The organism is Vibrio porteresiae DSM 19223 (genome assembly GCF_024347055.1).
GTDB lineage: Bacteria > Pseudomonadota > Gammaproteobacteria > Enterobacterales > Vibrionaceae > Vibrio > Vibrio porteresiae.
Genome location: NZ_AP024895.1, coordinates 1,736,674 through 1,759,520, shown reverse-complemented (window position 1 = coordinate 1,759,520; position 22,847 = coordinate 1,736,674). Strand labels below are relative to the sequence as shown.

The following is a 22,847-nucleotide window of genomic DNA, read 5'->3' as shown; positions in this document are numbered from 1 at the left end:
CCTAATTGTCCCAATATTGTCTGTTATGCTGAATCATTGCTTGAATATCCTGCACGTAATCTTGACCGCGTTCAGAATATTTATTAAGCCCTTCAACCATTGAAATAGCAGCATCCGTGGTGGTGATATCGATATCCTGTTCGCGAAGTTCAGCTCGAATCAAACGCAACTGCCGATAAGCACGATTACGGTTTACATTCATAAAATAGCGATGAATGGATTCACTGACCGAAGCAAACTTAGCAACTTCGTGAGTCATGCCCTCTTTACGCTCCTTTGGCACAAGTCCACATCCAGTGCGGTAACACCACTGACCAAAATAATTCTTGGCTTGCTTCGCAAAGCGAGAGGTTCCCCATGCCGATTCATTGGCAGCCTGAGTTAGAACTAATGCCTGAGGTAAAACATCGACTCGAAGTAACATTTTATCAAGCCATGATTTACTCAATTGATTGTCTTCAAGCTCAACGCCGTAAAGTTCTCCTAATACCTTAGCATTCACGATATCGCGAGAACTAACCGAGTTGGTGGCGTAATTTTCACGCAAACGAAGCAACATAGTACGTTCTTTTTGAATTCGCGCGTTCTCATTAATGACGCCTTGACGCATATAATCGAGAAACGTCTTTTTACGCTCGTTGATGTCTTTAATTTGTGAAAAATCGGGCGGAGGAGCCATTCTTCGGTATTGCTGGGACGACGAACCATCCCAGATCTCTTGCCGGTTTGCATAATAAACACTGCAACTGGCCATCACTAATACTGCTGCAATAATGACGTACTTATGCATTAAACACCTGATTATTGTTGTTTTGATCATCATCACCATTCTGTTGATTTGTCGCGACAATTTTCAGTCTAATACCAAACATATTGCGGTAGATAATCCCTTTTACATGGAAGTAAAATGGCAAAACAAAAAGTAAACCTACACCATAAAACATCAGTGCAGCCAAAAACAGCCCCATGAGTACAGCATAGATGATAGCAATCTGAAAAATCTTGCGATTCACCGCTCTTAATGACAAAAGTAATGCATTGAGAGGACGAACACGTTTTTCACACACTAACAATACTGTATTGCTAAACGCCAATGATAAATAAAGAGAAACCACTGGTAATAATAGGTTGGCAATACCTTGCAGTAGCAAACTGATTAAGGTGACAAAGATAACCGTAATCGTAAATTGCAATCCGCTCGTGATTTGGCGAGTTTTGGTTTTTAAACCAGCGGCATGACTCATCGCCATTAAGCACACGCCAGCGAAAAATGGCGCGCTAACGACTTCATAACTAAAGTTGGCAAGGTACAGAGCTTGCATAAAACCTGCGGGGATTGAGCCCGTTTTAGCAAACTGTTCAAACACGCCCGTCACGTCGTAGACCTGCAAGTTCAAGGCGATAAAGAAAATAGCCACTTGCAGAATGGTCAACAGAATAATCGATGGTGTAAAAGAGAAAAAATGCTTGATGGTACAATCCCATGCCTCTTTAAACACCTTAGTAACGCTCAGTTCATACTGTCCACTGAGGGCACTTTCGACCGTTCCCCCTAAATTAAAGTCTCTTTCGATTTCATTACTCATAAACTGCTCTAACGGTCTTCTCACTCTTTCACATCTGAAATTCGAACGCTTTAAGCCACGTTTTGTCATCAATTTCAGCTATTATGACTTTTAAGGTAGTTGGGCATTATACTGAAATGCAACCTTGACCTAAATCGTAATCGCCATATTCTTTAATTTTTTAACGATTATGCTGAATTCTTCTATATAAGAGGCTGTTATTACACCCTGAAATTGTTAAGGTATGTAACTGTAGTTTTTTTTGTGTTTCATATTAGAAAAAACTATGAAATCGCGTTTATGCCTATTATCATTCGCGCCTCAATTTAGTCTAAACAACCGGTCATTATGTAGGTTGATGTCTACTGACCAAGGTGGGAGAAAAACAGAAGTTGAACGAACAACATTCCGTTGAAAAACCAGTGGTAAAACTCACTGGTATCAGTAAAAGTTTCGATGGTAAGGAAATCATTTCGAACCTTAACCTAGATGTGAATCATGGTGAATTCTTAACAATCCTAGGTCCCTCGGGCTGTGGTAAAACCACTGTGTTAAGAATGATTGCTGGTTTTGAGAATGTCGACTCGGGTGAAGTAATTCTTGATTCTCAAAATGTTACCCACGTTCCAGCAGAACAGCGGTATGTCAACACGGTTTTCCAGAGCTATGCACTCTTTCCGCACATGACAGTGTTTGAGAACGTGGCGTTTGGTTTACGCATGCAAAAAGTGCCAAATACTGAAATCGAACCACGTGTGCTAGAAGCACTGCGCATGGTTCGTTTAGACGATATGGCGCAACGTAAACCGCACCAACTTTCTGGTGGTCAACAACAACGTATTGCTATTGCACGAGCCGTAGTCAACAAACCTAAAGTCCTATTATTGGACGAATCCCTATCTGCGCTTGATTACAAATTGCGTAAACAGATGCAGAGTGAGCTGAAACAACTTCAGCGCCAACTTGGTATTACCTTCATTTTCGTAACTCACGATCAGGAAGAAGCCTTATCGATGTCAGATCGTATTATTGTTATGCGTGAAGGTGTCATCGAACAAGACGGTTCTCCACGTGAAATTTATGAAGAACCTAAAAACCTCTTTGTTGCTCGCTTTATCGGTGAGATCAACGTTTTCCCTGCTATCGCTAAACAACGTTTGGATGAAAAACGTATCTTAGTCGATATTGATGGCATTGATAGCGTAGTTTACTTCGAAAACGAGATTCAACCAGGCAAGAAACTTCAAGTACTGCTACGTCCTGAAGACTTACGTATCGAAGAGATTTCAGACAGTGAAAATGCTGGCATTATTGGCTATGTTCGCGACCGTACCTATAAAGGTATGACTTTGGAATCAGTGATCGAATTGGATTCAGGTGAAACCGTTCTTGTCAGTGAGTTCTTTAACGAAGACGATCCAAACGTTGACCATACTATTGGTCAAAAAGTGGCGATCACTTGGGTTGAAAGTTGGGAGGTAGTTCTCGATGATGACCAGCAAATTTAATCTACAAAAGGTCATTATTCTGACCGTTGTTGGTTGGCTAGCCCTATTTGTGCTGGTTCCAAACCTGATGATTATCGGTACTAGTTTCCTCACTCGTGATGAAGCCAATTTACTGAAATTCACTTTTACTTTTGATAACTATTTACGCTTATTGGATCCGCTATATGCCAAAGTAGTTGCTCACTCGTTTTACATGGCGATTATCGCAACCATTTTGTGTTTAATTATTGGTTATCCATTTGCTTACAGTGTAGCGAAAATGCCTGAAAAATGGCGTCCATTTATGCTGTTTTTAGTTATTGTACCATTTTGGACTAACTCTCTTATTCGTACTTACGGACTGAAAATTGTATTAGGTACGCAAGGTATCCTGAATAAGACGCTAATAGACATTGGTATTATTGATGCCCCACTTCGTGTGATGTATACCGAAACAGCCGTAATGATTGGCCTAGTTTACATTTTGTTACCGTTTATGATATTGCCATTATATTCAGCAATTGAAAAACTAGACGGAACATACATTGAAGCAGCACGCGATTTAGGTGCGAATAAGTTCCAAACAATGACAAAGGTTATATTACCTTTGACAATGCCAGGTATTATTGGCGGTTGTTTGTTAGTTCTATTACCAGCATTAGGCATGTTCTATATCTCTGACTTACTCGGTGGTGCGAAAAACCCACTGATCGGTAACGTGATTAAGAGCCAAGTATTGAACGCTCGTGACTGGCCATTTGGTGCGGCAACCAGTATTGCCCTTACCATCGCAATGGCGGTGATGTTATACGCGTACTACCGAGCTGGTAAGTTCTTGAATAAAAACGTGGAGCTGGACTAATGGGTAAATCTATTCGCTTCAGTTTTATGGGTTTGGTATACCTTTTCTTATACCTGCCTATTATCGTGCTGATCGCTAACTCATTTAACGCCAACAAGTTTGGGATTAAATGGGGTGGCTTTACCACTGAGTGGTATCACTCATTGATGTATAACGACAGCTTAATCCAAGCGGCTGGTCACTCTCTTACTGTTGCAGTTATCTCTGCAACTGCTGCGACTTTGATTGGTAGCCTTACTGCTGTTGCTTTGTATCGCTATGAGTTTAAAGGGAAAAAAATGGTAACCAGCATGCTGTTTATCGTTATGATGTCTCCGGATATCGTTATGGCTATTTCCCTACTAGCCCTCTTTTTGGTGCTGGGTGCGCATCTGGGTCTATTTACCCTTTTGATCTCCCATATTACTTTTTGTTTGCCATTTGTCGTGATTACCGTCTACAGTCGTCTTAACGGCTTTGATGTGAAAATGCTTGAGGCAGCGAAAGATTTAGGCGCCAGTGAGTGGACTATTTTGAAAAGCATTATCTTACCGCTAGCAAAACCAGCGGTGGCAGCGGGATGGCTATTAAGTTTTACCCTGTCTTTAGATGATGTAATAATTAGTTCCTTTGTTACCGGACCAACGTACGAAATATTACCTCTGAAAATATATTCAATGGTTCGTGTTGGTATTTCACCAGAGGTTAACTCTCTGGCAACGGTTATGCTGATCATATCGCTGATATTAGTTATTCTTTCTCAGTTGCTAGCAAGGGAAAAAATAAAGTAAACTCTTAGGGTTTATTTTAACACGCGAGACAGAATGGCACTCCAAGCCATTCTGTTTTTCTATCTCATCGCCAATCGGCAGTGGTTTGGAGTATTAAACATAATGAAAAAATGGGCAGCATTAGCAGTAAGCGCATGTGCTTTTACAATGGCATCAGGTTCTGCTTTGGCCAAGGACAAAGAACTCGTATTCATGAACTGGGGTCCTTACCTTAGCAGTGATATTATCGAGGACTTTACAAAGGAAACTGGTATTAAAGTTATTTATTCAACTTATGAATCAAATGAAACTTTATATGCCAAGATGAAGACCTACAACAACGGATATGACTTGGTTGTTCCATCTACCTATTTTGTTTCAAAAATGCGTGATGAAGGTATGCTACAAAAGATTGATAAATCTAAGCTACCTAACTTCAAAAACTTGGATCCAAACTATTTAAATAAGCCTTTCGATCCTAATAACAACTATTCTATTCCGCACGTTGTTGCGATTACAGGTCTAGCTGTTAACACGGATATGTACGATCCAAAAGACTTCCAGAGCTGGGCTGACCTATGGAAACCAGAACTGAAAGGCCAATTGATGCTGATGGACGATACTCGTGAAGTATTCCACATCGCTCTTAAAAAATTGGGTTACTCAGGTAACACTACCGATGAGAAACAGATCGACGAAGCTTATGCAGAGCTGAAAAAACTAATGCCTAACGTATTGGTATTTAACTCTGACAACCCAGCTGACCCTTACCTAAGTGGTGAAGTTGGCGTTGGTATGCTTTGGAACGGTTCTGCTGCCGCAGCCCAAAAAGAAGGCCTACCTCTTAAACTGGTATTCCCTAAAGAAGGTGGTATCGGTTGGGTAGACAACTTTGCGATCCCTTCTGGCGCAACTCACATTGACGCAGCGCACCAGATGATCAACTTCCTTCTACGTCCTGACATCGCAGAGCGTATCTCTAACGGTACTGGTTACCTAACTGGCGTTAAAGAATCGAATGCGAAATTCAAAGACATTCCAGCACTGTTCCCTTCTCAAGAAGATCTTGACCGTGTTGAATGGCAAGCGGCTGTTGGTGACAAAAACGTGAAATACGAACAATACTTCCTGAAATTAAAAGCGGGACAATAGTTCAATAGTTTCAATAAAATAGGCAGCAAAAGCTGCCTATTTTTTTTTTTATTGTTATACTCCTCGCCTTATTGCATTTCGTAATACTCATCACCGTAATTTTCAATTCTAAATTGCGATGTTCGGTACAAATACTCCAAGTGAGTTTCTTGCATCAAAACATGGAAAAGTAATGAAAACTAAATTGTATGCGAGCGCACTTTGCGCAGTGGCTTTGTTTAGCGGAAACGCGATGGCTGACGATAACGAGTTGTACTTCTACAACTGGTCAGAATATATTCCTCAAGAAGTTCTTCAAGACTTCACCAAAGAGACCGGCATTAAGGTTATCTATTCCACATACGAGTCTAACGAGACCATGTATGCGAAATTGAAAACCCAAGGTACAGGTTATGACATCGTCGTTCCTTCAACCTACTTCGTATCAAAGATGCGTAAAGAAGGAATGCTACGTGAAATTGACCATTCCAAACTAAGTCATTTCAAAGACCTTGATCCAAATTATCTAAATAAACCTTTCGATCCAGCCAACAAATATTCAATTCCTTATATTTGGGGTGCGACAGGTATCGGCGTAAATAAAGACTTTTACGACAAGAATAAATTCACTAGCTGGGGAGACCTATGGGATCCTAAGTTCAAAGGCCAATTGTTGCTAATGGATGATGCGCGTGAAGTATTCCACATTGCATTGAGCAAATTAGGTTACTCGCCTAATACGCAAGATCCTAAAGAGATCAATGCTGCTTACGAAGAGCTAAAGAAACTGATGCCTAACGTATTGGTATTTAACTCAGACTTCCCTGCAAACCCTTATATCGCTGGTGAAGTAAGCTTAGGTATGCTTTGGAACGGTTCTGCTTACATGGCGCGTCAAGAAGGTGCACCTGTGGAAATTGCATGGCCGAAGAAAGGGGCGATTTTCTGGATGGATAGCTTAGCGATTCCAACTGGCGCAAAACACATTGAAGCGGCCCACAAGATGATCGACTTCTTGCTACGCCCAGAAAATGCCGCGAAAATTGCGAAAGAGATTGGTTACCCAACTCCAGTGAAAACCGCTTATAAATACCTGCCAAAATCTTTCTCTGAAGATACCAACATCTTCCCACCACAAGACGTGATGGATAACGGTGTATGGCAAGATGATGTCGGCGATAAAGCGGAGCTATACGAAGATCTCTTCCAAAAACTGAAAGTAGAGAAATAAGTAAAGCGTTCTCTTAGAATCACAAAGCCACTTCAAAACTGAAGTGGCTTTTTCTTTATTCCTTATTTTTTATTTGAAATAACGACCGCTTATTCATCTTGTAACGTGAGCAACTCTTCCACCAATTTTGGCACTTCAACACTCGCCTTACCGTAGCGTTTTTCAGCAAACTCACTTTGAACTGCACTCGGTTCTAGGTTCAACTCTATAGTATGTGCGCCATACATTTTGGCATCGTGGACAAATCCAGCAGCTGGATACACCACACCAGATGTACCAATAGAGATAAACAGGTCAGCTTCTTGTAATGCTTGATAAATCTCACCCATGCGTAGCGGCATTTCACCAAACCAGACGATATGAGGACGCATTTGCGAAGGAATTTGACAGCAATGGCACATGTCGCCCGTGTGGAGATCCGTTAATTGCTCTATGACCTGTTCAGATTCAACACAACGAGCTTTGAGCAGCTCACCATGCATATGAATGATGTTCTTGCTTCCGCCCCGCTCGTGCAGGTTATCGATGTTTTGGGTGATAACCGTAACTCTGCCATCCAATTGTGATTCAAGACGTCCTAGAGCAACGTGTGCAGCGTTAGGGCGGATGTATTCAGAGAGAAGGTCGCGACGGCGTTGATTATAAAATTCTTGAACTAAATCGGGGTCACGGTGAAACCCTTCCGGCGTGGCGACATCTTCGATACGATGATTTTCCCACAGACCATCTTCACTACGAAAAGTTTGAATGCCTGATTCTGCAGAAATCCCCGCCCCTGTTAGTACCACAATATTACGATATGGAAATTTCATGACACTTACCTTTCCTATGGTTTACTCACAGCTTAACACTTGTGCCACCATAGCTGTAGTGCTACGCGTTAGACCATAGTATAGCGAAACCAAGCTTTTGCGAGATTATGAGAAAGGCATCGCCTTATTCGCGCAAAGTAAAAGGTAATTCAGGAAACAAAAAGGCCGAGTGAGCAAAGCCCTCTCGACCCAATTGTCATTTTATCTCTATTCTTGTGTTTCATTAGCAAGCTAATGACTGTTACTAGTTAGTCTTCGCTGGTTGAAGAGATCCGGTGAATGGCAAGGTCTGCGCCATTAAACTCTTCTTCTTCAGAAAGTCGTAGCCCCATCACTTTATGGAGTGTACCGTAAACAATAAATGAACCGACAACCGCGACGGCAATGCCTGCTAGCGTTCCTAATATCTGAACGGCAAGGCTAACACCACCAATACCGCCTAGCCCGATTTGACCAAAGATCCCGGCAGCGATACCGCCCCATGCTCCGCAAACCCCATGCAATGGCCAAACACCCAATACGTCATCGATACGAGTTTTGTTTTGTAATTGCGTAAATAGCCATACAAATAAAGCACCGGCAACTAAACCAGTAACCAAAGCACCCAGTGGATGCATTAGGTCAGAGCCCGCACAGACAGCAACTAGCCCAGCTAACGGGCCATTATGAATAAACCCAGGGTCATTTTTACCAACCACCAGCGCAGCCAAAATTCCACCGGCCATCGCCATCAGAGAGTTCATTGCAACTAAGCCACTAATACCATTTAGGGTTTGTGCCGACATGACGTTAAAGCCAAACCATCCAACACATAAAATCCAAGCACCTAGCGCTAAGAATGGAATATTGGACGGAGCAAAGTTGGTGTGTTTACCGGCACGAATACGACCTTTACGCATACCAAGGAAAAGTACCGCGACCAATGCGATCCAACCGCCGACGGCATGTACGACCACCGAGCCCGCAAAGTCGTGAAAAGGCGCGCCAAAGGTTTGAGCAAACCAATCTTGCAAACCAAAGTTACCATTCCAAATTACCCCTTCGAAGAATGGATAAACAACCCCAACGGTGAAAAAGGTTGCTAGCAGAATCGGGTAAAAGCGCGCGCGTTCAGCAATACCACCAGACACAATCGCGGGAATGGCAGCAGCAAAGGTTAATAGGAAGAAGAATTTGACTAACTCATAGCCATTACCTTGCGCCAATTCACTGGCATTACCAAAGAAATGATGCCCATACGCAACCCAATAACCGATAAAAAAATAGGCGATGGTTGAAATGCCAAAGTCGGCCAGTATTTTGACTAACGCGTTGACTTGGTTTTTACGACGTACTGTGCCAACTTCCAAAAATGCAAAACCTGCGTGCATTAGAAATACCATGATGGCACCTAGCAGCAAGAATAAAGTATCAGAGCTTTGGGTCAGCGTCTGAACCGCTCCTTGGATCTGGTTAATGGTTTGAGTCATTCTCGTTTTACTCCATCAGTTTCGTGCGCACCAATCCTGTGCCACTTAGAATTATCAACTCACCAAAATGGTGATTTATTTATTTTTTATTGTCTTAAGCAAAATACATACCTAAAAAATCAAATGATTATGTTTAGGAAGAAATTTCATAACATAATGATTTAATTTAATAAAAAGACAATGTTGGATTATTTACAGAAGAGAGTGCAAGTAAATGTTGCACCAAAATGAGTATTTTGATTCATATTGGGGCGCACAAAGTTAAGGCAATCATCCATGAAAGCCTCTTCGGAAAGACATTACTCGACATAACTGTTGTCGTCGTCGTTGTTTTCCCACTCTTTGTATTTGCGTTCGAGGGTTTTACGTGAAACGGCTAACGCTCTTGCCGCTGCCGATTTATTGCCGTCATGAAACAGGACAACTTGTTCAATATGAGAACGCTCAACTTTACGTAGCGTCCACGTGTCGGGATACCCTTCCTCTTTCACCGGAATGGGCTTTTCATCGTAAAAAGGAATTTGATTCCCGTGGGCGACAGTCACCGTGATCGGTAGGCCGTTATTAATATGATTGCGATTACGCCAATATTCAGAAGGCGATTTACCTAGCAAAATACAGTTTTCGATTAGGTTGCGAAGCTCGCGCACATTACCGGGCCATTCGTAGTCACGAATAATGGCTATATCTTCATCGGTCCAACGGGGTAACGGCAGACACAAGTCATGACAAAGACGATTGGCTAAGAAAGGAACCAACTCTTTTAAATCGGTTTTACGCTCTTTCAACGGTGCTACTTCGATTTTAAGCACACTCAAACGGTAGAGAAGATCGCTACGAAATTTTCCTTGCTGCACTAAGACATTCAAGTTTTGATTGGTTGCCGCAATCACCCGCACATCAATTGGAAACTCGTATTTTGCACCAACCGGTTTAATCGTGCGCTCTTCGAGCATATTCAATAACAGTTCTTGAATGCGCATTGGCAAATGGGCAATTTCATCAAGATAAATAGTGCCCCCATTGGCGACCTTAAGCACCCCTTCATTGAATTTGCGAGCGCCATTTTCCAGCGTTAGGACTTCACCAAAGAGATCTTTCTCAATGGTTTCCGGAGATGACTTAGTACAACTAAATGGAACAAAAGGACCAATTCGATGGCTCAGTTCATGCAGTTCCCGAGCAATCAGCTCTTTGCCCGTTCCCGGTTGCCCTTCAATCATCACGCTGGCTTTTGACGGCGCATATTGGCTGATTTGCTGACGCAAGGCCTTCGTCTTTTCCGATTGGCCAATCATTTGGGTAGAACTGTGTCTTGAAAAATCACGTTGCAACGCGCAAAGACGCCGCTCTTTGATTCTCTTATCCATAAAGCGTTTCACCGTATAGGCCATCTGCTCGGGGTGCACTGGGTTTAGTACAAAATCAAACAGTGCATGACGAAATGCGCTAACGGCAATATCAAGTTGATTTTTGTGCACAAGAAGAAGCACATCAGAACGGTTTTGATACCATTGCGATAGCTCTTCCAATAACAAAGGTTCTTCAGTGAATAAGCCAACGTCAACCAAAACCAAGTCATAGTGGTTTTGATGTGATTTCTTTTTGGCTTCCAAACAGGTTTCTACACAATCAACAGTAGTAAACCAGGTGTCCAACGTTTTCAGTAACCCACCAAGCTCATCTGATTCACCGTGAATAACCAGTACAGAGAAAGCGTGGTATAGAGGTAAATGTTTGGTCTCAGTTCCTAAGCTCATATCAATCTCATCGCAAGATACGAATATCGAATTAAAGGTAGAGGCCAGTTGACGTAATTGTTAATACCATGCATAGAAACTGTGCGCAGGGTAAAAACATTGCTGAGATAACTGAGTTTTATATGAATAATGGTGTAGGGCTAGTGTTATCTTCGCTGTTAAAGTCTAACAGCAACCACTAAACTAGCCATACCTCTTTGGTGTAACTCTTTGTCCTATATAGTTTTATCTTAAATTTCTTACCAATAACGGATACCCTGATTTAGCTCAATATGCGGCTGGTTTCCTTCACGTAGTCTGTGTGAAAACAGTGTCTTACCCAAGCGTTAACCAAATAGCCAGCAGTAACGGAGAACATTTCTTCGCTGCACTATTCGTAGTAACCTATTGGGATATCTTTCATTGCAAACAGTTGATTTGCACTTATGTAAATAGGGTTGTGTCTCATGCTCTCTCCTTCCCAAACCCAGTGGATCATTCTTGCGGGTGGACAAGCCAGTCGTATGGGTGGAAACGATAAAGGTCTTATCAAACTGAACGGTAAGCCTCTGATTGAACATGTCTTAGCGAGGCTTTTGCCACAAACCCAAGATATATGGATCAATGCAAATCGTAACCTGGAGATATACCAAGCTTATGCGCACGTGATTTCCGACCTATATCGTGATTATCCCGGCCCGTTGGCGGGTATGCACAGTGGCCTTACCCATAGTGAAAAAGAATGGGTAGGTTTTGTTCCTTGCGACAGCCCTTTGATCAACGGCGATCTTGTTGATCGCTTTTGCCATGCTGTGACTGCCGATTGCAATTTGTTAGTGGCTCATGATGGCGAGAGTCAGCAGCCAGTGTTTACGCTCTTGCATCGCTCCCTATTACCTGCGTTAACCGATTATCTCAATCGTGGTGAGCGTAAGCTAATGTGGTTTATTCGCGAGTGCCGCACCATTGAAGTCGATTTCAGAGACTCTCCCGACTGCTTTCTTAATTTAAACACGCCAGATGAGCTTGCTCACTTTGGAGAATTACAACCATGATTTCATCTCACGTCCCGCTATTGGGATTTGCAGCCTACTCTGGTACCGGCAAAACAACCTTACTTGAAGCGCTGTTACCGAAACTGACTCAAACAGGACTGCGTATTGGTGTGCTCAAGCATGCCCATCACGATTTTGATATCGACCAACCCGGCAAAGATAGCTATCGGCTACGTCATGCGGGGGCAAGCCAAATGCTCATCGCATCGCGACTGCGTTATGCCAAAATAACCGAAACCCCTGAAAGTGAACCTGAATTCGAACAGCTGATTGCACAGTTTAACCAAGAAGAGCTCGATCTGATTTTGGTGGAAGGATGCAAAAATATTGCCTTTGCCAAAATTGAATTACATCGAGAGCCGACCGGTAAACCTTGGCTCTACCCTAATGATGCACAAATCATTGCCGTTGCGGCTGATACCCCTTGTGATGCCAAGCTTCCTCAGCTCGATATCAACGATATTGATGCCATAGCCGCTTTTGTTCTTAATTATGTCAAAGGGTTTCATCACCCCCATCGTCATGAGGGCAAAAAAGAAGGTGCAAGCTGCGACAGTTTCGCGCATCCCAATACCTTATCTGTTGATGAGGCCAAGCAACGTATTCTCAGTGCCTTACAACCGCTCACTGATCGTGAAACCGTTGACTTAAAAGACGCTGGAAAGCGTATTTTAAGTGACAATGTCACGTCAACAATGAATGTCCCCGCTTTTCGTAACTCAGCAATGGACGGTTACGCGATTGCTTATGACGACCTACCATCACAGCGGTGGCAAATCGTTGGGCAAGTCTTAGCGGGTCACGCTTTTTCTAGTGCAATACAAAGCGGACAAGCCGTAAAAATCATGACAGGTGCACCATTACCTGCCGATGTCGACACAGTTATAATGCGTGAGGAGGCACAGGAACAAGATGGTTACGTCTCTTTCCCTCAGGCACACATCACCAAAGGACAAAACGTCCGTCATCCCGGTGAAGACCTTGCCATTGGGCAAACGGTCTTTACGACTGGTCAACCTATTCATGCGCCAGAACAAGGCATGCTCGCTTCGTTAGGAGTAAACCGTGTTTCGGTCTATCGTCGTTTAAAAGTGGCCATTTTCTCAACTGGTGATGAAGTCTTCGAACCAGGAGAAGATGTGTCAGATGCAGGTCTTTATGATGCAAACCGCTACAGCTTACGTGGTCTACTGCAACACCAGAACTGTGAAGTACTCGATATGGGCATCTTACCCGACGATCCAGAGATTATTCGCCAAGCGTTAGAAGAGATGAGTGGTAACGCCGATTTGATTCTGACCTCCGGTGGTGTGTCTGTTGGAGATGCCGATTATGTCAAACAGGTGATGCAATCGCTTGGGCATATTGAACTGTGGAAAATCAACATGCGCCCCGGACGCCCACTGGCGTTTGGCGCTATTCATCACACCCCAATCTTTGGCTTACCTGGTAACCCAGTTGCGGCGATGGTCTCGTTCATTCAATTTGTCCAGCCAGCGATTGCCCGTATGCAAGGCGACAACGATTGGCAACCGCTCTCAATCATGGCGATGGCAGAAGAGGATTTACGCTCAAAACAAGGTCGTACCGAGTTTACTCGCGGTATCTATCAAATTAACGAGCATGGACAACTCACCGTGAAAACGACGGGCCATCAAGGTTCTGCTCTTTTACATTCCATGTCGCAAGCCAACTGCCTGATTGAAATTGGTCCTCATATCGATAGGATTAAATCCGGCGAAAGCGTGACAATCATCCCGCTTCAAGGCAGAATCTAGCCATTGACGAAAGACAAGAGAAGTAGCATGTCACGCACCATTATTTATACGTACAAAGACGAAGAAAAATCACTGCCATTCAGTTACGAAAAATTTCGTAATATTCATGAGGCAGTTGCTGCTGAAGAGGGCATCGATTTAACCGCTTACCTTAAAATGGAGCAACAAATCGAAGCAATATCTGATAGTAAAGCCGTACGTAACTATCGTGATAACCATTTCAAAAAATTGGGTTTTGGCAATATCACACTTATGGCAAAAGAGAACTTTGGTGTTGGCAAAAAGCCAAAAGAGTAAACCAAACGCTTGTCACTGAGGGCTAACCTCAGCGCCATAAAAAAGAGAAACTTCGGTTTCTCTTTTTTATTTTTTCTTTTATTTGCTTAATTTTTTACTCTTAAGCTCGGTAATTCAAAAGTGCGGCACCTCGCACGCCACCAGCATCACCGTAACGGGCAGCGAGAATGGGAGGACAGTGCGCAATGGGGAGCAGATAAGGTGTGATGCGCTGAGGCAGTTCTTGATACAGCAGCTCTATATTGGACAAACCGCCACCCAGTACCACCGCGTCAGGATCAAGCACAGTCAACAGATTGGCTAAAGTGATCGCAAGTACATCAAGAAAACGCTCAACATACTCGATAGTCGCCACATCACCTGCACTATAGCGCGCCATGATCTGCTGGGCCGACAACGTTTCCTCATGCCAATGTTGATATAAACGCTCGAAACCACGCCCGGACAAATAAGTTTCAATACACCCTTTTTGCCCACATCCACACTCCCAAATAGGAGCATTCTCACCTAAGGCGAACCAGGCGTCCATCGGCAAACGCATATGGCCGATTTCACCCGCCACATGATTGTATCCCGACCACACTTTGCCATTTTGAATCCAACCGCCCCCAACGCCAGTCCCTAAAATGAGTCCCAAAACCGATGAATACCCTTGGCAAGAAGGAGCCCACGCTTCAGACAGAGCAAAGCAATTTGCATCATTTTCAATGCTGACAGATCGAGACAACGCCTTTTCTACATCACGGCGAAAAGGTTGACGAAACGCGGCTGGGATATTGGCGGTTAATAACGTACCATCACGACCTTCGACGCCAGGAATACCCAATCCCACTTTACCTTGAGTCGCAAACTGTGCGTCATAACGAGTGACTAACTCCGTAATAACAGCAATAAGCGCTGGATAATTGTGGGTTGGCGTAGCGACACGTTCAGTAGCAACGCGCTCAAATTGTTCATCAAACGCACCAAACTCGATTTTAGTGCCACCAATATCGAAACCGTAATACATGGCTTGCCCTTCTATTGCGTTGTGCTTTATCTGCGCCTTAAGCGACGTCGTTGAGAGAATGGGCACCTAGGGATAAATATCGTTGTAACGCGGGACGTTCGACATTATGCGCACAGCGACTTTTGCCCATCATGTAACTCTCTTTAAATGCCTCAAACCAATAATGTAGGGTCTGAGCACCGATTGACTCACCGACACTCTCAAACACCAATGCAGCAACTTCAGCCGTGGCCAAATGCTGTTCATTGTCCGATTTACGCATTACATACTCAGACAAGGTTTGAGGATGAATAGAGATCATAGGCAGCGCCGCCAAATAAGGCGACTTACGCAAAATTCTTTTCGCTTCACGCCAACTGCCATCTAAGAAGATCAGCAGCGGTTTACGTCCTTCGGATGGTAACGAACCGGGATTAATCGTTCGCGCCTCATCTTCTGGCGTTTCTGCAGGAAACACAAGCACCGGAAAGTAATCAGGATGACTCAGTAACGCTAACATATCTGCCGAAGGTTCAGTCCGACTCCATTGATAAACATAAGTCTCTTTTACGGTATCTGCTATCAAACGACCGGTATTACTTGGCTTGAATACTTCGTTGTCTGAGACCAAAAGAAGCACCGCTATCTGTGTCTCAATATTCGGTTGGTACTGACACAAACAAACACGCGTTTCAACGCGGCAATAAGGACAACGTTCAATTTTGGCGCCGCGGGCGGCAAAAGGTCGAGTCGACAAGGCTAAACGGTGTTGATAAAGTTGATGAAAACCGTGAATTCGCATGATGGATGTGAGCTTAAAAATGATTGGCGGCGATTTTACTGCCTACCTAGCCTAGATGCTAGTGATGGATGTGGATTTCCTCAGATTCAATACCATAGTCGCAGCGCTCTGCATCGATTTAGGCAAGATTCTTTCGCTACGTTTATACTCCATTGACGCACACTGTATGCAATTGCGTTTCAATGACAGACTTTTACTTAGATTGTGATAATGATGTTACCCCTACAACGATTATTAACTCGAAAAGCGTTTCGGCGTGGTTTGCTCTCAGTAGCGGTCGGCCTAATTCTTAATGGATGTGCTGCCAAACCAGAATCGAATACTTTGCAAGCCCATAGCACGCCACCCGACTCCATAGCCAAAACGAACGAAGTCAATGAACGATCGTTGTTTGATGTCTATCAGCAATGGGAAGGTGTGCCTTATCGTTGGGGTGGAGAGACACAATCTGGAGTGGACTGTTCTGCCTTCGTGCAGATCGCATTTCAAGATGCTTGGCAAATTGCGTTACCAAGAACCACACAGAGTCAAAGCAAGGTAGGAACCCAAATTGCGAGTAATGAAGCTCATTACGGTGACTTAGTTTTCTTTCGTATTAGTCGCCATTCAGAGCATGTAGGAGTCTATATTGGTAATCAGCGCTTTATGCATGCCTCTTCATCAAAAGGCGTCATCATATCGCGCTTAGATAATCCCTATTGGGCGAGTAAATTTTGGCAATTTAGACGAATTTATCGCCCCAACTAACTATTTGATTAATCGTAAGTAGCAACAGCAGAGTCAAACAAGTTTTTCACTAGTGCAATGTACTCATCAAGGAAGATGATTTGTTGGTTAGTGGCTGATTTATGCCATACACCAGCAAGCACTTCCCCTAAATCTTCAACGACCATGTCAGCTTCTTTCAACAGTTGAAAGCGAACGCTAGAGTGTAATTCTGGATTTTGCTCAAAAATGGCCATGATATTACTTGCCACCATGTCAGTGACCACATCTTCCACACTCTCTTTGCCTGTATCACCTTCATCGGTAAATACATCCAAATTAAAAGAGAGGTGCTCAATGAGAGCTAGGTAACCATCGGTTTCTACAACCACTTTTATTCTCCGCTTCTACTGCCAGACGATAAACTCAATTCAATACTAAGCCATGAACACGAATTTTCACAGAGCTGAATAGCTGTTTGCTGTATTTTCCAGCAATTAGTTGAACAAGCTCCCTTTTTCGTCCTCAATACCTAGCCCATATCACGGGTAACAACGTGAAAACCAACGTGCTTACTTGTTGATAAGTATAGTCAGAATCTCTCTGGACTAAGAATGAGTTCTATAAATATCACTCTATTTATATTTCAATCTTGATCACAGTTTGCGATCATTCCCTCGATAAATCAGAAAAATTAATAAAATGATAGGCATGCAAATAGCTTACCTCTCATAGTTCAACTAAAATAGCTTAAAGTTTGAACAGTGGTGTGTTTAGGAGGGTTTCATATGTGGCCTGCAATAGCTCAACAACTTTCAGATGTACTGATGTTTGACTATCAGATTCAAGAAAAGCATCCTCTCTCCGGCGGGGATATTAGCCAATCCTATATGATCAGTGATGGCAGAGAACGTTACTTTGTCAAAGTGAACGACAAGGAGTGTTTGCCTCAGTTTTTGGCCGAAGAGATCTCATTGAAAGCTCTTAAAGAGACCGCAACGCTCTTTGTGCCAGAAGTGGTTCTTACCGGACACACCAAAGAACACGCGTTCATCATCTTAAATTACCTGCCTACCAAACCCTTAGAACATGCCCATACCAGCCGAGACTTTGGCATCCAGCTGGCTCAATTACATCAATGGGGTGAGCAAAAGCAGTACGGTTTTGATGAAGACAACTACATCGGCACCACTTTGCAACCCAATCAATGGGCCAGTAAATGGCATCTCTTTTTTGCTGAACAACGGATCGGCTGGCAGCTGCAATTACTCCATGAAAAAGGCATTGAGCTGACCAATATTGCTGAATTCGTTGATCTCATTAAAGAAAAGCTGATCCATCATTCCCCGCGTCCAGCGTTACTGCATGGAGATCTATGGAGTGGTAATGCGGGTGAATGCCCTATTGGGCCTATCGCCTATGATCCGGCTTGCTATTGGGGCGATCGAGAATGCGATATTGCAATGACAGAGCTGTTTGGGGGTTTTCAGGCCGAATTCTATCAAGCCTATGAAAGCATTTATCCGCTGGATATTGGCTATGAAGAGCGCAAACACATCTATAACCTCTATCACTTACTTAATCACTGTAACCTGTTCGGTGGTCATTACCTAATGGAAGCACAAGCGCTGATTGATAAGATTTATGCTTACTAGCAAATAGTGAGTCATTTTAAAGTGATAGCCCCATCGCCGTTGATTTTCGCTGCTGATAGAGAAATAAAAGTGTCAAAATCAGCGCTAATCAGCGGCGAAATTTCCTCTACCGATTACTATTACATTGATGGTCATTATTAATTGATAGTGATTGGTAGCGAGGAATCCATCATGAAAAAAATGATTGGTAGAACCATTGAATGCCCTCACTGCGGGCATCACGTTCCGGTCAGTTTTGACACCTCACTGGGAAGTGAAGAGTTTTACGACGATTGTCCAGCCTGTTGTAACCCAATCCATTTCAACCTTAATGTGGATGAACAAAACAACGATGTGGACATTTATGTCGATGCTGATGATGAACAATATTTCTAACGTCACCACCAAGCGCCACTGCTAATTACCGTGTGGCGCTTTCATCGGGTTAACGTTAAACGCGTTGTGCCATAACTCGCTCAACGGTGTCTACGATAGCCTGAGTTTGTGGATCGATCTCTACGTTGATCTGCTCTCCCACTATGCGTCTGCCAAACAGCGTTCTTTCTAGAGTTTCTGGGATCAAATGCACACTAAAACGTTGCCCTTCAACTTCCCCTATGGTCAATGAACAGCCATCTAAACCAATAAAGCCTTTAGCTAACACATATTTCATAAACTCTTGAGGTAATTCAAACCACAATGTTTTGTTATTTGGCGTAGCGACAATCTCGACAATCGGAGCGACCGTTGTGATATGCCCAGACATGGTATGACCGCCAATCTCATCGCCATAACGCGCAGCTCGTTCAATATTAACGCTATCACCCACATTCAATTGACCTAAGTTGGTTAAGCGTAACGTCGCTTGCATCAAATCAAAGGAGACCAAATCGCCATTGATCGCTGTTACAGTAAGGCAGCAACCGTTATGGGCAACCGATGCGCCGATCTCGATGTTCTCATTTAGAGGAGGTGATAATTCGACAGTGTGAGTTTGAAATTGCTCTTTTTTTTCAATCGCGATGACCTTCGCTGTACCCTGCACAATACCGGTAAACATATTTTCATTTTCCTCTAGTTTTTCATGGAGCTTAGTTTGACATTTCTTTATCATTCTCTCTAGTACTCTCTTCCAATCTATCCTAGATCCTCTTTGGGAGTACCTTATCTGGAGTTGTTTGTGCATCATTATAAAAAAGAAGCTGCCAATCTCATCAAATTGGCCTTCCCGGTATTGATCGCCTCTATCGCCCAAACGGGGATGGGATTTGTCGATACCATTATGGCCGGCGGTGTCAGTGCGACCGATATGGCTTCTGTCTCTGTTGCGGCCAGTCTCTGGTTTCCCATTGTGTTGTTTGGTATCGGCTTACTGATGTCACTGGTGCCCGTTGTGGCACAGCTCAATGGCGCTGGCAGACAACATAAGATCCCGTTTGAAATCCAACAAGGGATCATCATGGCGTTAATCCTGTCTGTGCCCATTATTGCCATAGTGCTCAACATGGGTATCGTGGTAAAAGCCATGGGCATTGAAGCGGTGATGGCACAAAAGACCATTGGTTACTTACACGCCATTGTATTTGCCGCTCCTGCGTTTTTGCTGTTTCAAGCACTACGCAGTTATACCGACGGAATGGCATTAACCAAACCCGCAATGGTGATTGGTTTTATCGGCCTACTATGCAACATCCCGCTGAACTGGATTTTTGTGTACGGTAAATTCGGCGCGCCCGCTTTAGGTGGTGTTGGTTGCGGCGTAGCTACCGCTATTGTGTATTGGCTGATGCTGTTTATGCTGTTTTTCTACGTGGTGACCTCGAAGCGTCTAGCGCACATTGCCCTATTTGATACCTTTCATAAACCACAGTGGAAAGAACAGATTAAGCTATTTCGCTTAGGCTTTCCGGTTGCGGCGGCGCTCTTTTTTGAAATCACTCTTTTTGCGTTGGTGTCGTTATTAATTTCACCACTTGGGCCGTTGATTGTGGCTGCGCACCAAGTCGCGATTAACTTTTCTGCTTTGATTTTTATGCTGCCAATGAGCATTGGTGCTGCGGTTTCAATTCGTGTGGGTAACAAACTGGGCTCGGAAGATCTGCGCGGTGCAACGGTCGCATCGAATGTCGCATTGATGCTGGCTGTAAGTACCGCCATACTTACGGCAACCGCGACTTTGCTGTTTAAAGAGCAAGTGTCGCTGCTTTATACGCACAATAGAGCGGTGATTGAACTGGCAATGCAACTATTGACCCTTGCCGCAATTTATCAATGTACTGATGCGGTGCAGGTGGTGGCGAGCGGTGCTTTGCGCGGCTACAAAGATATGAGCGCGATCTTTGTACGCACCTTTATTGCTTATTGGATATTAGGTTTACCGACAGGTTATATTCTCGGTTTAACCGATTGGGTCGTGCCAGCAATGGGCGCGAAAGGTTTCTGGATAGGGTTTATTGTCGGTCTAAGCTCTGCAGCACTGATGCTGGGTTACCGTCTATACTGGATACAGAAACGTGGCGGAGCTGAGAAACTTGGCTATGGTGTGGCAGCATAACCTCATCCTCTATGTAAAATGCAGCAGACTTGCTCGACATCTAGCGAGTCTGCTCTGTTTCGGCCTCTTTAGTATGGTGCTAAGTGCCTGTCAGCCCAAACAAAGCGACATCGAATCCTCCCTTAATACTTACTTAGCCCGTATCGCCTCAGTGCAACAAGTCGAAGCGCACGCAGCTCCTGCCATACATGCTCAACGTCTAGCCGATAAACGCCAACTGCTTATCGATATTGAGCCTATCAGCTTAGGTTTGCTCGACAGTTATCAGCTGCGTTATTGTGCTCTATTTGATGCGATTGCGGAGCGCAATTCTATCTTGGGTAAAGTGCAAGATGATTTTCGTAATCTTGATTATCAAGTGACCCTCTATGAGGGATTAGCCCGCTGCTTAATCGAGCCTAAAATTGATCAAGCATTACGGCAACGATTAGGAGACATTCGCCAGCTCAAGCGCACGGAACTCACCCAACATTGGAATAACTTGCTGTTTACCAGTGAAGCAATGCGTGCTCAGTTAGCCAGTCACCGTTGGTATTGGTCACAACGTGATTACGGCACGATAAAGCCCGCGTTAAAGAAACTCAAAAACTGGGATGATTATATCGATAACCCGGATAAGGCAGATCGTCCAACGCCTATTACACCTTATCAGCAAACCTTTGAAACTCAGCCATTATTAGGCGACCTGTTCTTCTCTATGACTAACCTAACCGATTGGTTAACGACGCTTACCTCACAGTTACAGCGTAACGATAACCTTATTCTGTGTGGCCCACAACGCGATCCAACCAAAGTGACTCGTCTCCAAAATGTGTTTCGCAAATTCTATATTGGGGAGATTCAACCCTACTTAGCGCAAGTTGATAGCGCCTATTTAAGTATTGCTAACGATCTGACGCCGTTTTCCCATGAGAACTCGCCATTTCCTATCGAAACCGTCCACCACGCTTTTCGCCAAGCAACATTAGATCATGTCGCCTATTGGCAAGCGCTGTTCAAACGATGTGGTGTCAAAGTCGGTCAATAGCCAGCAGCTCGTTCGCGCATATAGCGGGCAAATTTGGGTTTACCATTGTCATTTATACCGTTGTAACGATAGGTAATCACAGTCCCAATCTTCGGCGGATGTGCACGCTCCTCGTCACTAAAACCACTGCCAATATAGAACTCTTTGCCATTCGTCATGCGTACTTGTATTGCCCCCATCATGCCATGCCAACGTCCTTTCCCAGCGCGATAACCAATCACCACCGCTTCTGCATCTTGATAGGTTTTCCATTTGAGAAGGTCGTCACTTCGGCCTGCTTGATACGGCTGATCAATCGCATGCAGCATCAATCCTTCTGCACCTGCATCACTGAGGGTTTGCAAATAGTCCGTTAAGGCTTGCTCTGAATGCAGCACTTTTTGAGGTGCCACGCGAACATGAGCAAGATGGGCTTGTTCAACCCAATCATTAAGTACCTTGTAGCGAGCTGGATAAAAGCCTGACTCTTGTGGCATATCAAACACCATCCAACGAATCTTTTGCCATTGCACATTATCAGCGGTGGTATCTAACACCGTTTGCTGAACTGTCGCAAATTGGCCACGCCCTGCCCAAAGTTCGCCTTCAATCATGCGATTCGGCAAATTGGCAACAAACCATTTGGGAGCATGAATCGGCTTGCCACTTTTGGTCACGAGCTGTTTGCCCGTCCATATGGCGCGAATCCCATCGTATTTCTCGCTGATCCAATAACGGGAGAGATCAGTCCCAGAACGATACTCTTTGGCTAACGCCACAGCTGGAGCAGTCGCCGCAACACTGACGTAGGAAATAGAAGTAATGGCACCGCCACCAAGAACAATGGCGATGGGAGAAAGCAGCATGGGATGAGTTGTGTAGTTCATATAAAGCACCGTTCGGTCAAAGTGCTTTATTAAACGAGCAGGGCGCGTTGCTTCACTACCGCGCCTTTCCTAGATTTCGAGACATCTCAACGTTGG

General features: G+C 44.0%; 23 protein-coding genes. 13 read left to right on the top strand and 10 right to left on the bottom strand.

What is annotated here, in order from left to right; genetic code table 11:
- Position 1 precedes the first annotated feature (1 nt).
- Both OCV11_RS08075 and OCV11_RS08070 read right to left on the bottom strand, forming a co-directional pair.
- Positions 2–790, bottom strand: a complete 789-nt coding sequence (locus OCV11_RS08075) for a glucosaminidase domain-containing protein (protein ID WP_261896144.1) — start codon at positions 788–790, stop codon at positions 2–4.
- The gene (locus OCV11_RS08070) at positions 783–1,586 is read right to left on the bottom strand and encodes a DUF2189 domain-containing protein (RefSeq protein ID WP_261896143.1); all 804 of its coding nucleotides are present in this window, start codon (positions 1,584–1,586) and stop codon (positions 783–785) included. Before OCV11_RS08070 ends, OCV11_RS08075 begins: the two co-directional genes overlap by 8 nt.
- Before the next feature lie 371 nt (positions 1,587–1,957).
- Between OCV11_RS08070 and potA the strand changes: the two genes are divergently transcribed.
- From potA to OCV11_RS08045, 5 genes are all read left to right on the top strand, one after another.
- On the top strand, positions 1,958–3,073 hold the full coding sequence (potA, locus tag OCV11_RS08065; protein WP_261896141.1) for a spermidine/putrescine ABC transporter ATP-binding protein PotA: 1,116 nt from the start codon (positions 1,958–1,960) through the stop codon (positions 3,071–3,073).
- Positions 3,054–3,914 (top strand): spermidine/putrescine ABC transporter permease PotB, encoded by an 861-nt coding sequence (gene potB, locus OCV11_RS08060; RefSeq protein WP_261896140.1) that lies wholly within the window; start codon positions 3,054–3,056, stop codon positions 3,912–3,914. The genes potA and potB overlap by 20 nt, the downstream gene beginning before the upstream one ends.
- Positions 3,914–4,684 (top strand): spermidine/putrescine ABC transporter permease PotC, encoded by a 771-nt coding sequence (gene potC, locus OCV11_RS08055; RefSeq protein ID WP_261896139.1) that lies wholly within the window; start codon positions 3,914–3,916, stop codon positions 4,682–4,684. The genes potB and potC overlap by 1 nt, the downstream gene beginning before the upstream one ends.
- 102 nt (positions 4,685–4,786) lie before the next feature.
- Positions 4,787–5,815 carry an extracellular solute-binding protein gene (locus tag OCV11_RS08050; RefSeq protein ID WP_261896137.1) on the top strand — a complete coding sequence of 343 codons (1,029 nt, stop codon included), beginning with the start codon at positions 4,787–4,789 and terminating at the stop codon, positions 5,813–5,815.
- Between the two features lie 172 nt (positions 5,816–5,987).
- Entirely contained in the window at positions 5,988–7,025 is a 1,038-nt protein-coding gene (locus OCV11_RS08045) for an extracellular solute-binding protein (RefSeq protein ID WP_261896136.1), read from the top strand.
- Between the two features lie 89 nt (positions 7,026–7,114).
- On the opposite strand, the gene cobB is transcribed toward OCV11_RS08045, so the two are convergent.
- From cobB to OCV11_RS08030, 3 genes are all read right to left on the bottom strand, one after another.
- Positions 7,115–7,837 carry a Sir2 family NAD+-dependent deacetylase gene (gene cobB, locus OCV11_RS08040; protein ID WP_261896135.1) on the bottom strand — a complete coding sequence of 241 codons (723 nt, stop codon included), beginning with the start codon at positions 7,835–7,837 and terminating at the stop codon, positions 7,115–7,117.
- Between the two features lie 248 nt (positions 7,838–8,085).
- Positions 8,086–9,306 carry an ammonium transporter gene (locus OCV11_RS08035; protein WP_261896134.1) on the bottom strand — a complete coding sequence of 407 codons (1,221 nt, stop codon included), beginning with the start codon at positions 9,304–9,306 and terminating at the stop codon, positions 8,086–8,088.
- A gap of 299 nt (positions 9,307–9,605) precedes the next feature.
- Entirely contained in the window at positions 9,606–11,066 is a 1,461-nt protein-coding gene (locus OCV11_RS08030; RefSeq protein ID WP_261896133.1) for a sigma-54-dependent transcriptional regulator, read from the bottom strand.
- 446 nt (positions 11,067–11,512) lie between these two features.
- On the opposite strand from OCV11_RS08030, the gene mobA reads away from it, so the two are divergent.
- The 3 genes from mobA to OCV11_RS08015 are packed head-to-tail and all read left to right on the top strand — an operon-like array spanning position 11,513 to position 14,175.
- Positions 11,513–12,100 (top strand): molybdenum cofactor guanylyltransferase MobA, encoded by a 588-nt coding sequence (gene mobA, locus OCV11_RS08025; RefSeq protein WP_261896132.1) that lies wholly within the window; start codon positions 11,513–11,515, stop codon positions 12,098–12,100.
- The gene (locus tag OCV11_RS08020; RefSeq protein ID WP_261896131.1) at positions 12,097–13,878 is read left to right on the top strand and encodes a bifunctional molybdopterin-guanine dinucleotide biosynthesis adaptor protein MobB/molybdopterin molybdotransferase MoeA; all 1,782 of its coding nucleotides are present in this window, start codon (positions 12,097–12,099) and stop codon (positions 13,876–13,878) included. Before mobA ends, OCV11_RS08020 begins: the two co-directional genes overlap by 4 nt.
- A 27-nt stretch (positions 13,879–13,905) precedes the next feature.
- Positions 13,906–14,175 carry a DUF2960 domain-containing protein gene (locus tag OCV11_RS08015; RefSeq protein WP_261896130.1) on the top strand — a complete coding sequence of 90 codons (270 nt, stop codon included), beginning with the start codon at positions 13,906–13,908 and terminating at the stop codon, positions 14,173–14,175.
- A 100-nt stretch (positions 14,176–14,275) separates the two neighbouring features.
- Here the strand turns inward: OCV11_RS08015 and nagK are convergent, their stop codons facing one another.
- Positions 14,276–15,184, bottom strand: a complete 909-nt coding sequence (gene nagK, locus OCV11_RS08010; protein WP_261896129.1) for an N-acetylglucosamine kinase — start codon at positions 15,182–15,184, stop codon at positions 14,276–14,278.
- A 37-nt stretch (positions 15,185–15,221) separates the two neighbouring features.
- On the bottom strand, positions 15,222–15,965 hold the full coding sequence (locus OCV11_RS08005; RefSeq protein ID WP_261896128.1) for a tRNA-uridine aminocarboxypropyltransferase: 744 nt from the start codon (positions 15,963–15,965) through the stop codon (positions 15,222–15,224).
- Positions 15,966–16,175: 210 nt separating this feature from the next.
- Between OCV11_RS08005 and OCV11_RS08000 the strand changes: the two genes are divergently transcribed.
- Entirely contained in the window at positions 16,176–16,712 is a 537-nt protein-coding gene (locus OCV11_RS08000; RefSeq protein WP_315972748.1) for a C40 family peptidase, read from the top strand.
- An 8-nt stretch (positions 16,713–16,720) separates the two neighbouring features.
- On the opposite strand, the gene OCV11_RS07995 is transcribed toward OCV11_RS08000, so the two are convergent.
- The gene (locus tag OCV11_RS07995; RefSeq protein ID WP_261896126.1) at positions 16,721–17,062 is read right to left on the bottom strand and encodes a DUF3802 family protein; all 342 of its coding nucleotides are present in this window, start codon (positions 17,060–17,062) and stop codon (positions 16,721–16,723) included.
- 396 nt (positions 17,063–17,458) lie between these two features.
- On the opposite strand from OCV11_RS07995, the gene OCV11_RS07990 reads away from it, so the two are divergent.
- Together OCV11_RS07990 and OCV11_RS07985 are read left to right on the top strand one after the other, a co-directional pair.
- Positions 17,459–18,325 carry a fructosamine kinase family protein gene (locus OCV11_RS07990; RefSeq protein WP_261896125.1) on the top strand — a complete coding sequence of 289 codons (867 nt, stop codon included), beginning with the start codon at positions 17,459–17,461 and terminating at the stop codon, positions 18,323–18,325.
- A gap of 171 nt (positions 18,326–18,496) precedes the next feature.
- Positions 18,497–18,700 (top strand): CPXCG motif-containing cysteine-rich protein, encoded by a 204-nt coding sequence (locus OCV11_RS07985; protein WP_261896124.1) that lies wholly within the window; start codon positions 18,497–18,499, stop codon positions 18,698–18,700.
- A gap of 55 nt (positions 18,701–18,755) precedes the next feature.
- Here the strand turns inward: OCV11_RS07985 and OCV11_RS07980 are convergent, their stop codons facing one another.
- Positions 18,756–19,364 (bottom strand): riboflavin synthase subunit alpha, encoded by a 609-nt coding sequence (locus OCV11_RS07980; RefSeq protein ID WP_261896123.1) that lies wholly within the window; start codon positions 19,362–19,364, stop codon positions 18,756–18,758.
- A 120-nt stretch (positions 19,365–19,484) separates the two neighbouring features.
- On the opposite strand from OCV11_RS07980, the gene OCV11_RS07975 reads away from it, so the two are divergent.
- Both OCV11_RS07975 and OCV11_RS07970 read left to right on the top strand, forming a co-directional pair.
- Entirely contained in the window at positions 19,485–20,858 is a 1,374-nt protein-coding gene (locus tag OCV11_RS07975) for an MATE family efflux transporter (protein ID WP_261896122.1), read from the top strand.
- Positions 20,818–21,885, top strand: a complete 1,068-nt coding sequence (locus OCV11_RS07970) for a DUF3080 domain-containing protein (protein ID WP_261896121.1) — start codon at positions 20,818–20,820, stop codon at positions 21,883–21,885. The genes OCV11_RS07975 and OCV11_RS07970 overlap by 41 nt, the downstream gene beginning before the upstream one ends.
- Here OCV11_RS07970 and OCV11_RS07965 read toward each other — a convergent pair.
- Complete coding sequence (locus tag OCV11_RS07965) at positions 21,879–22,751, bottom strand: DNA ligase (protein WP_261896120.1); 873 nt, start codon at positions 22,749–22,751, stop codon at positions 21,879–21,881. The genes OCV11_RS07970 and OCV11_RS07965 overlap by 7 nt on opposite strands.
- Positions 22,752–22,847: the final 96 nt, after the last annotated feature.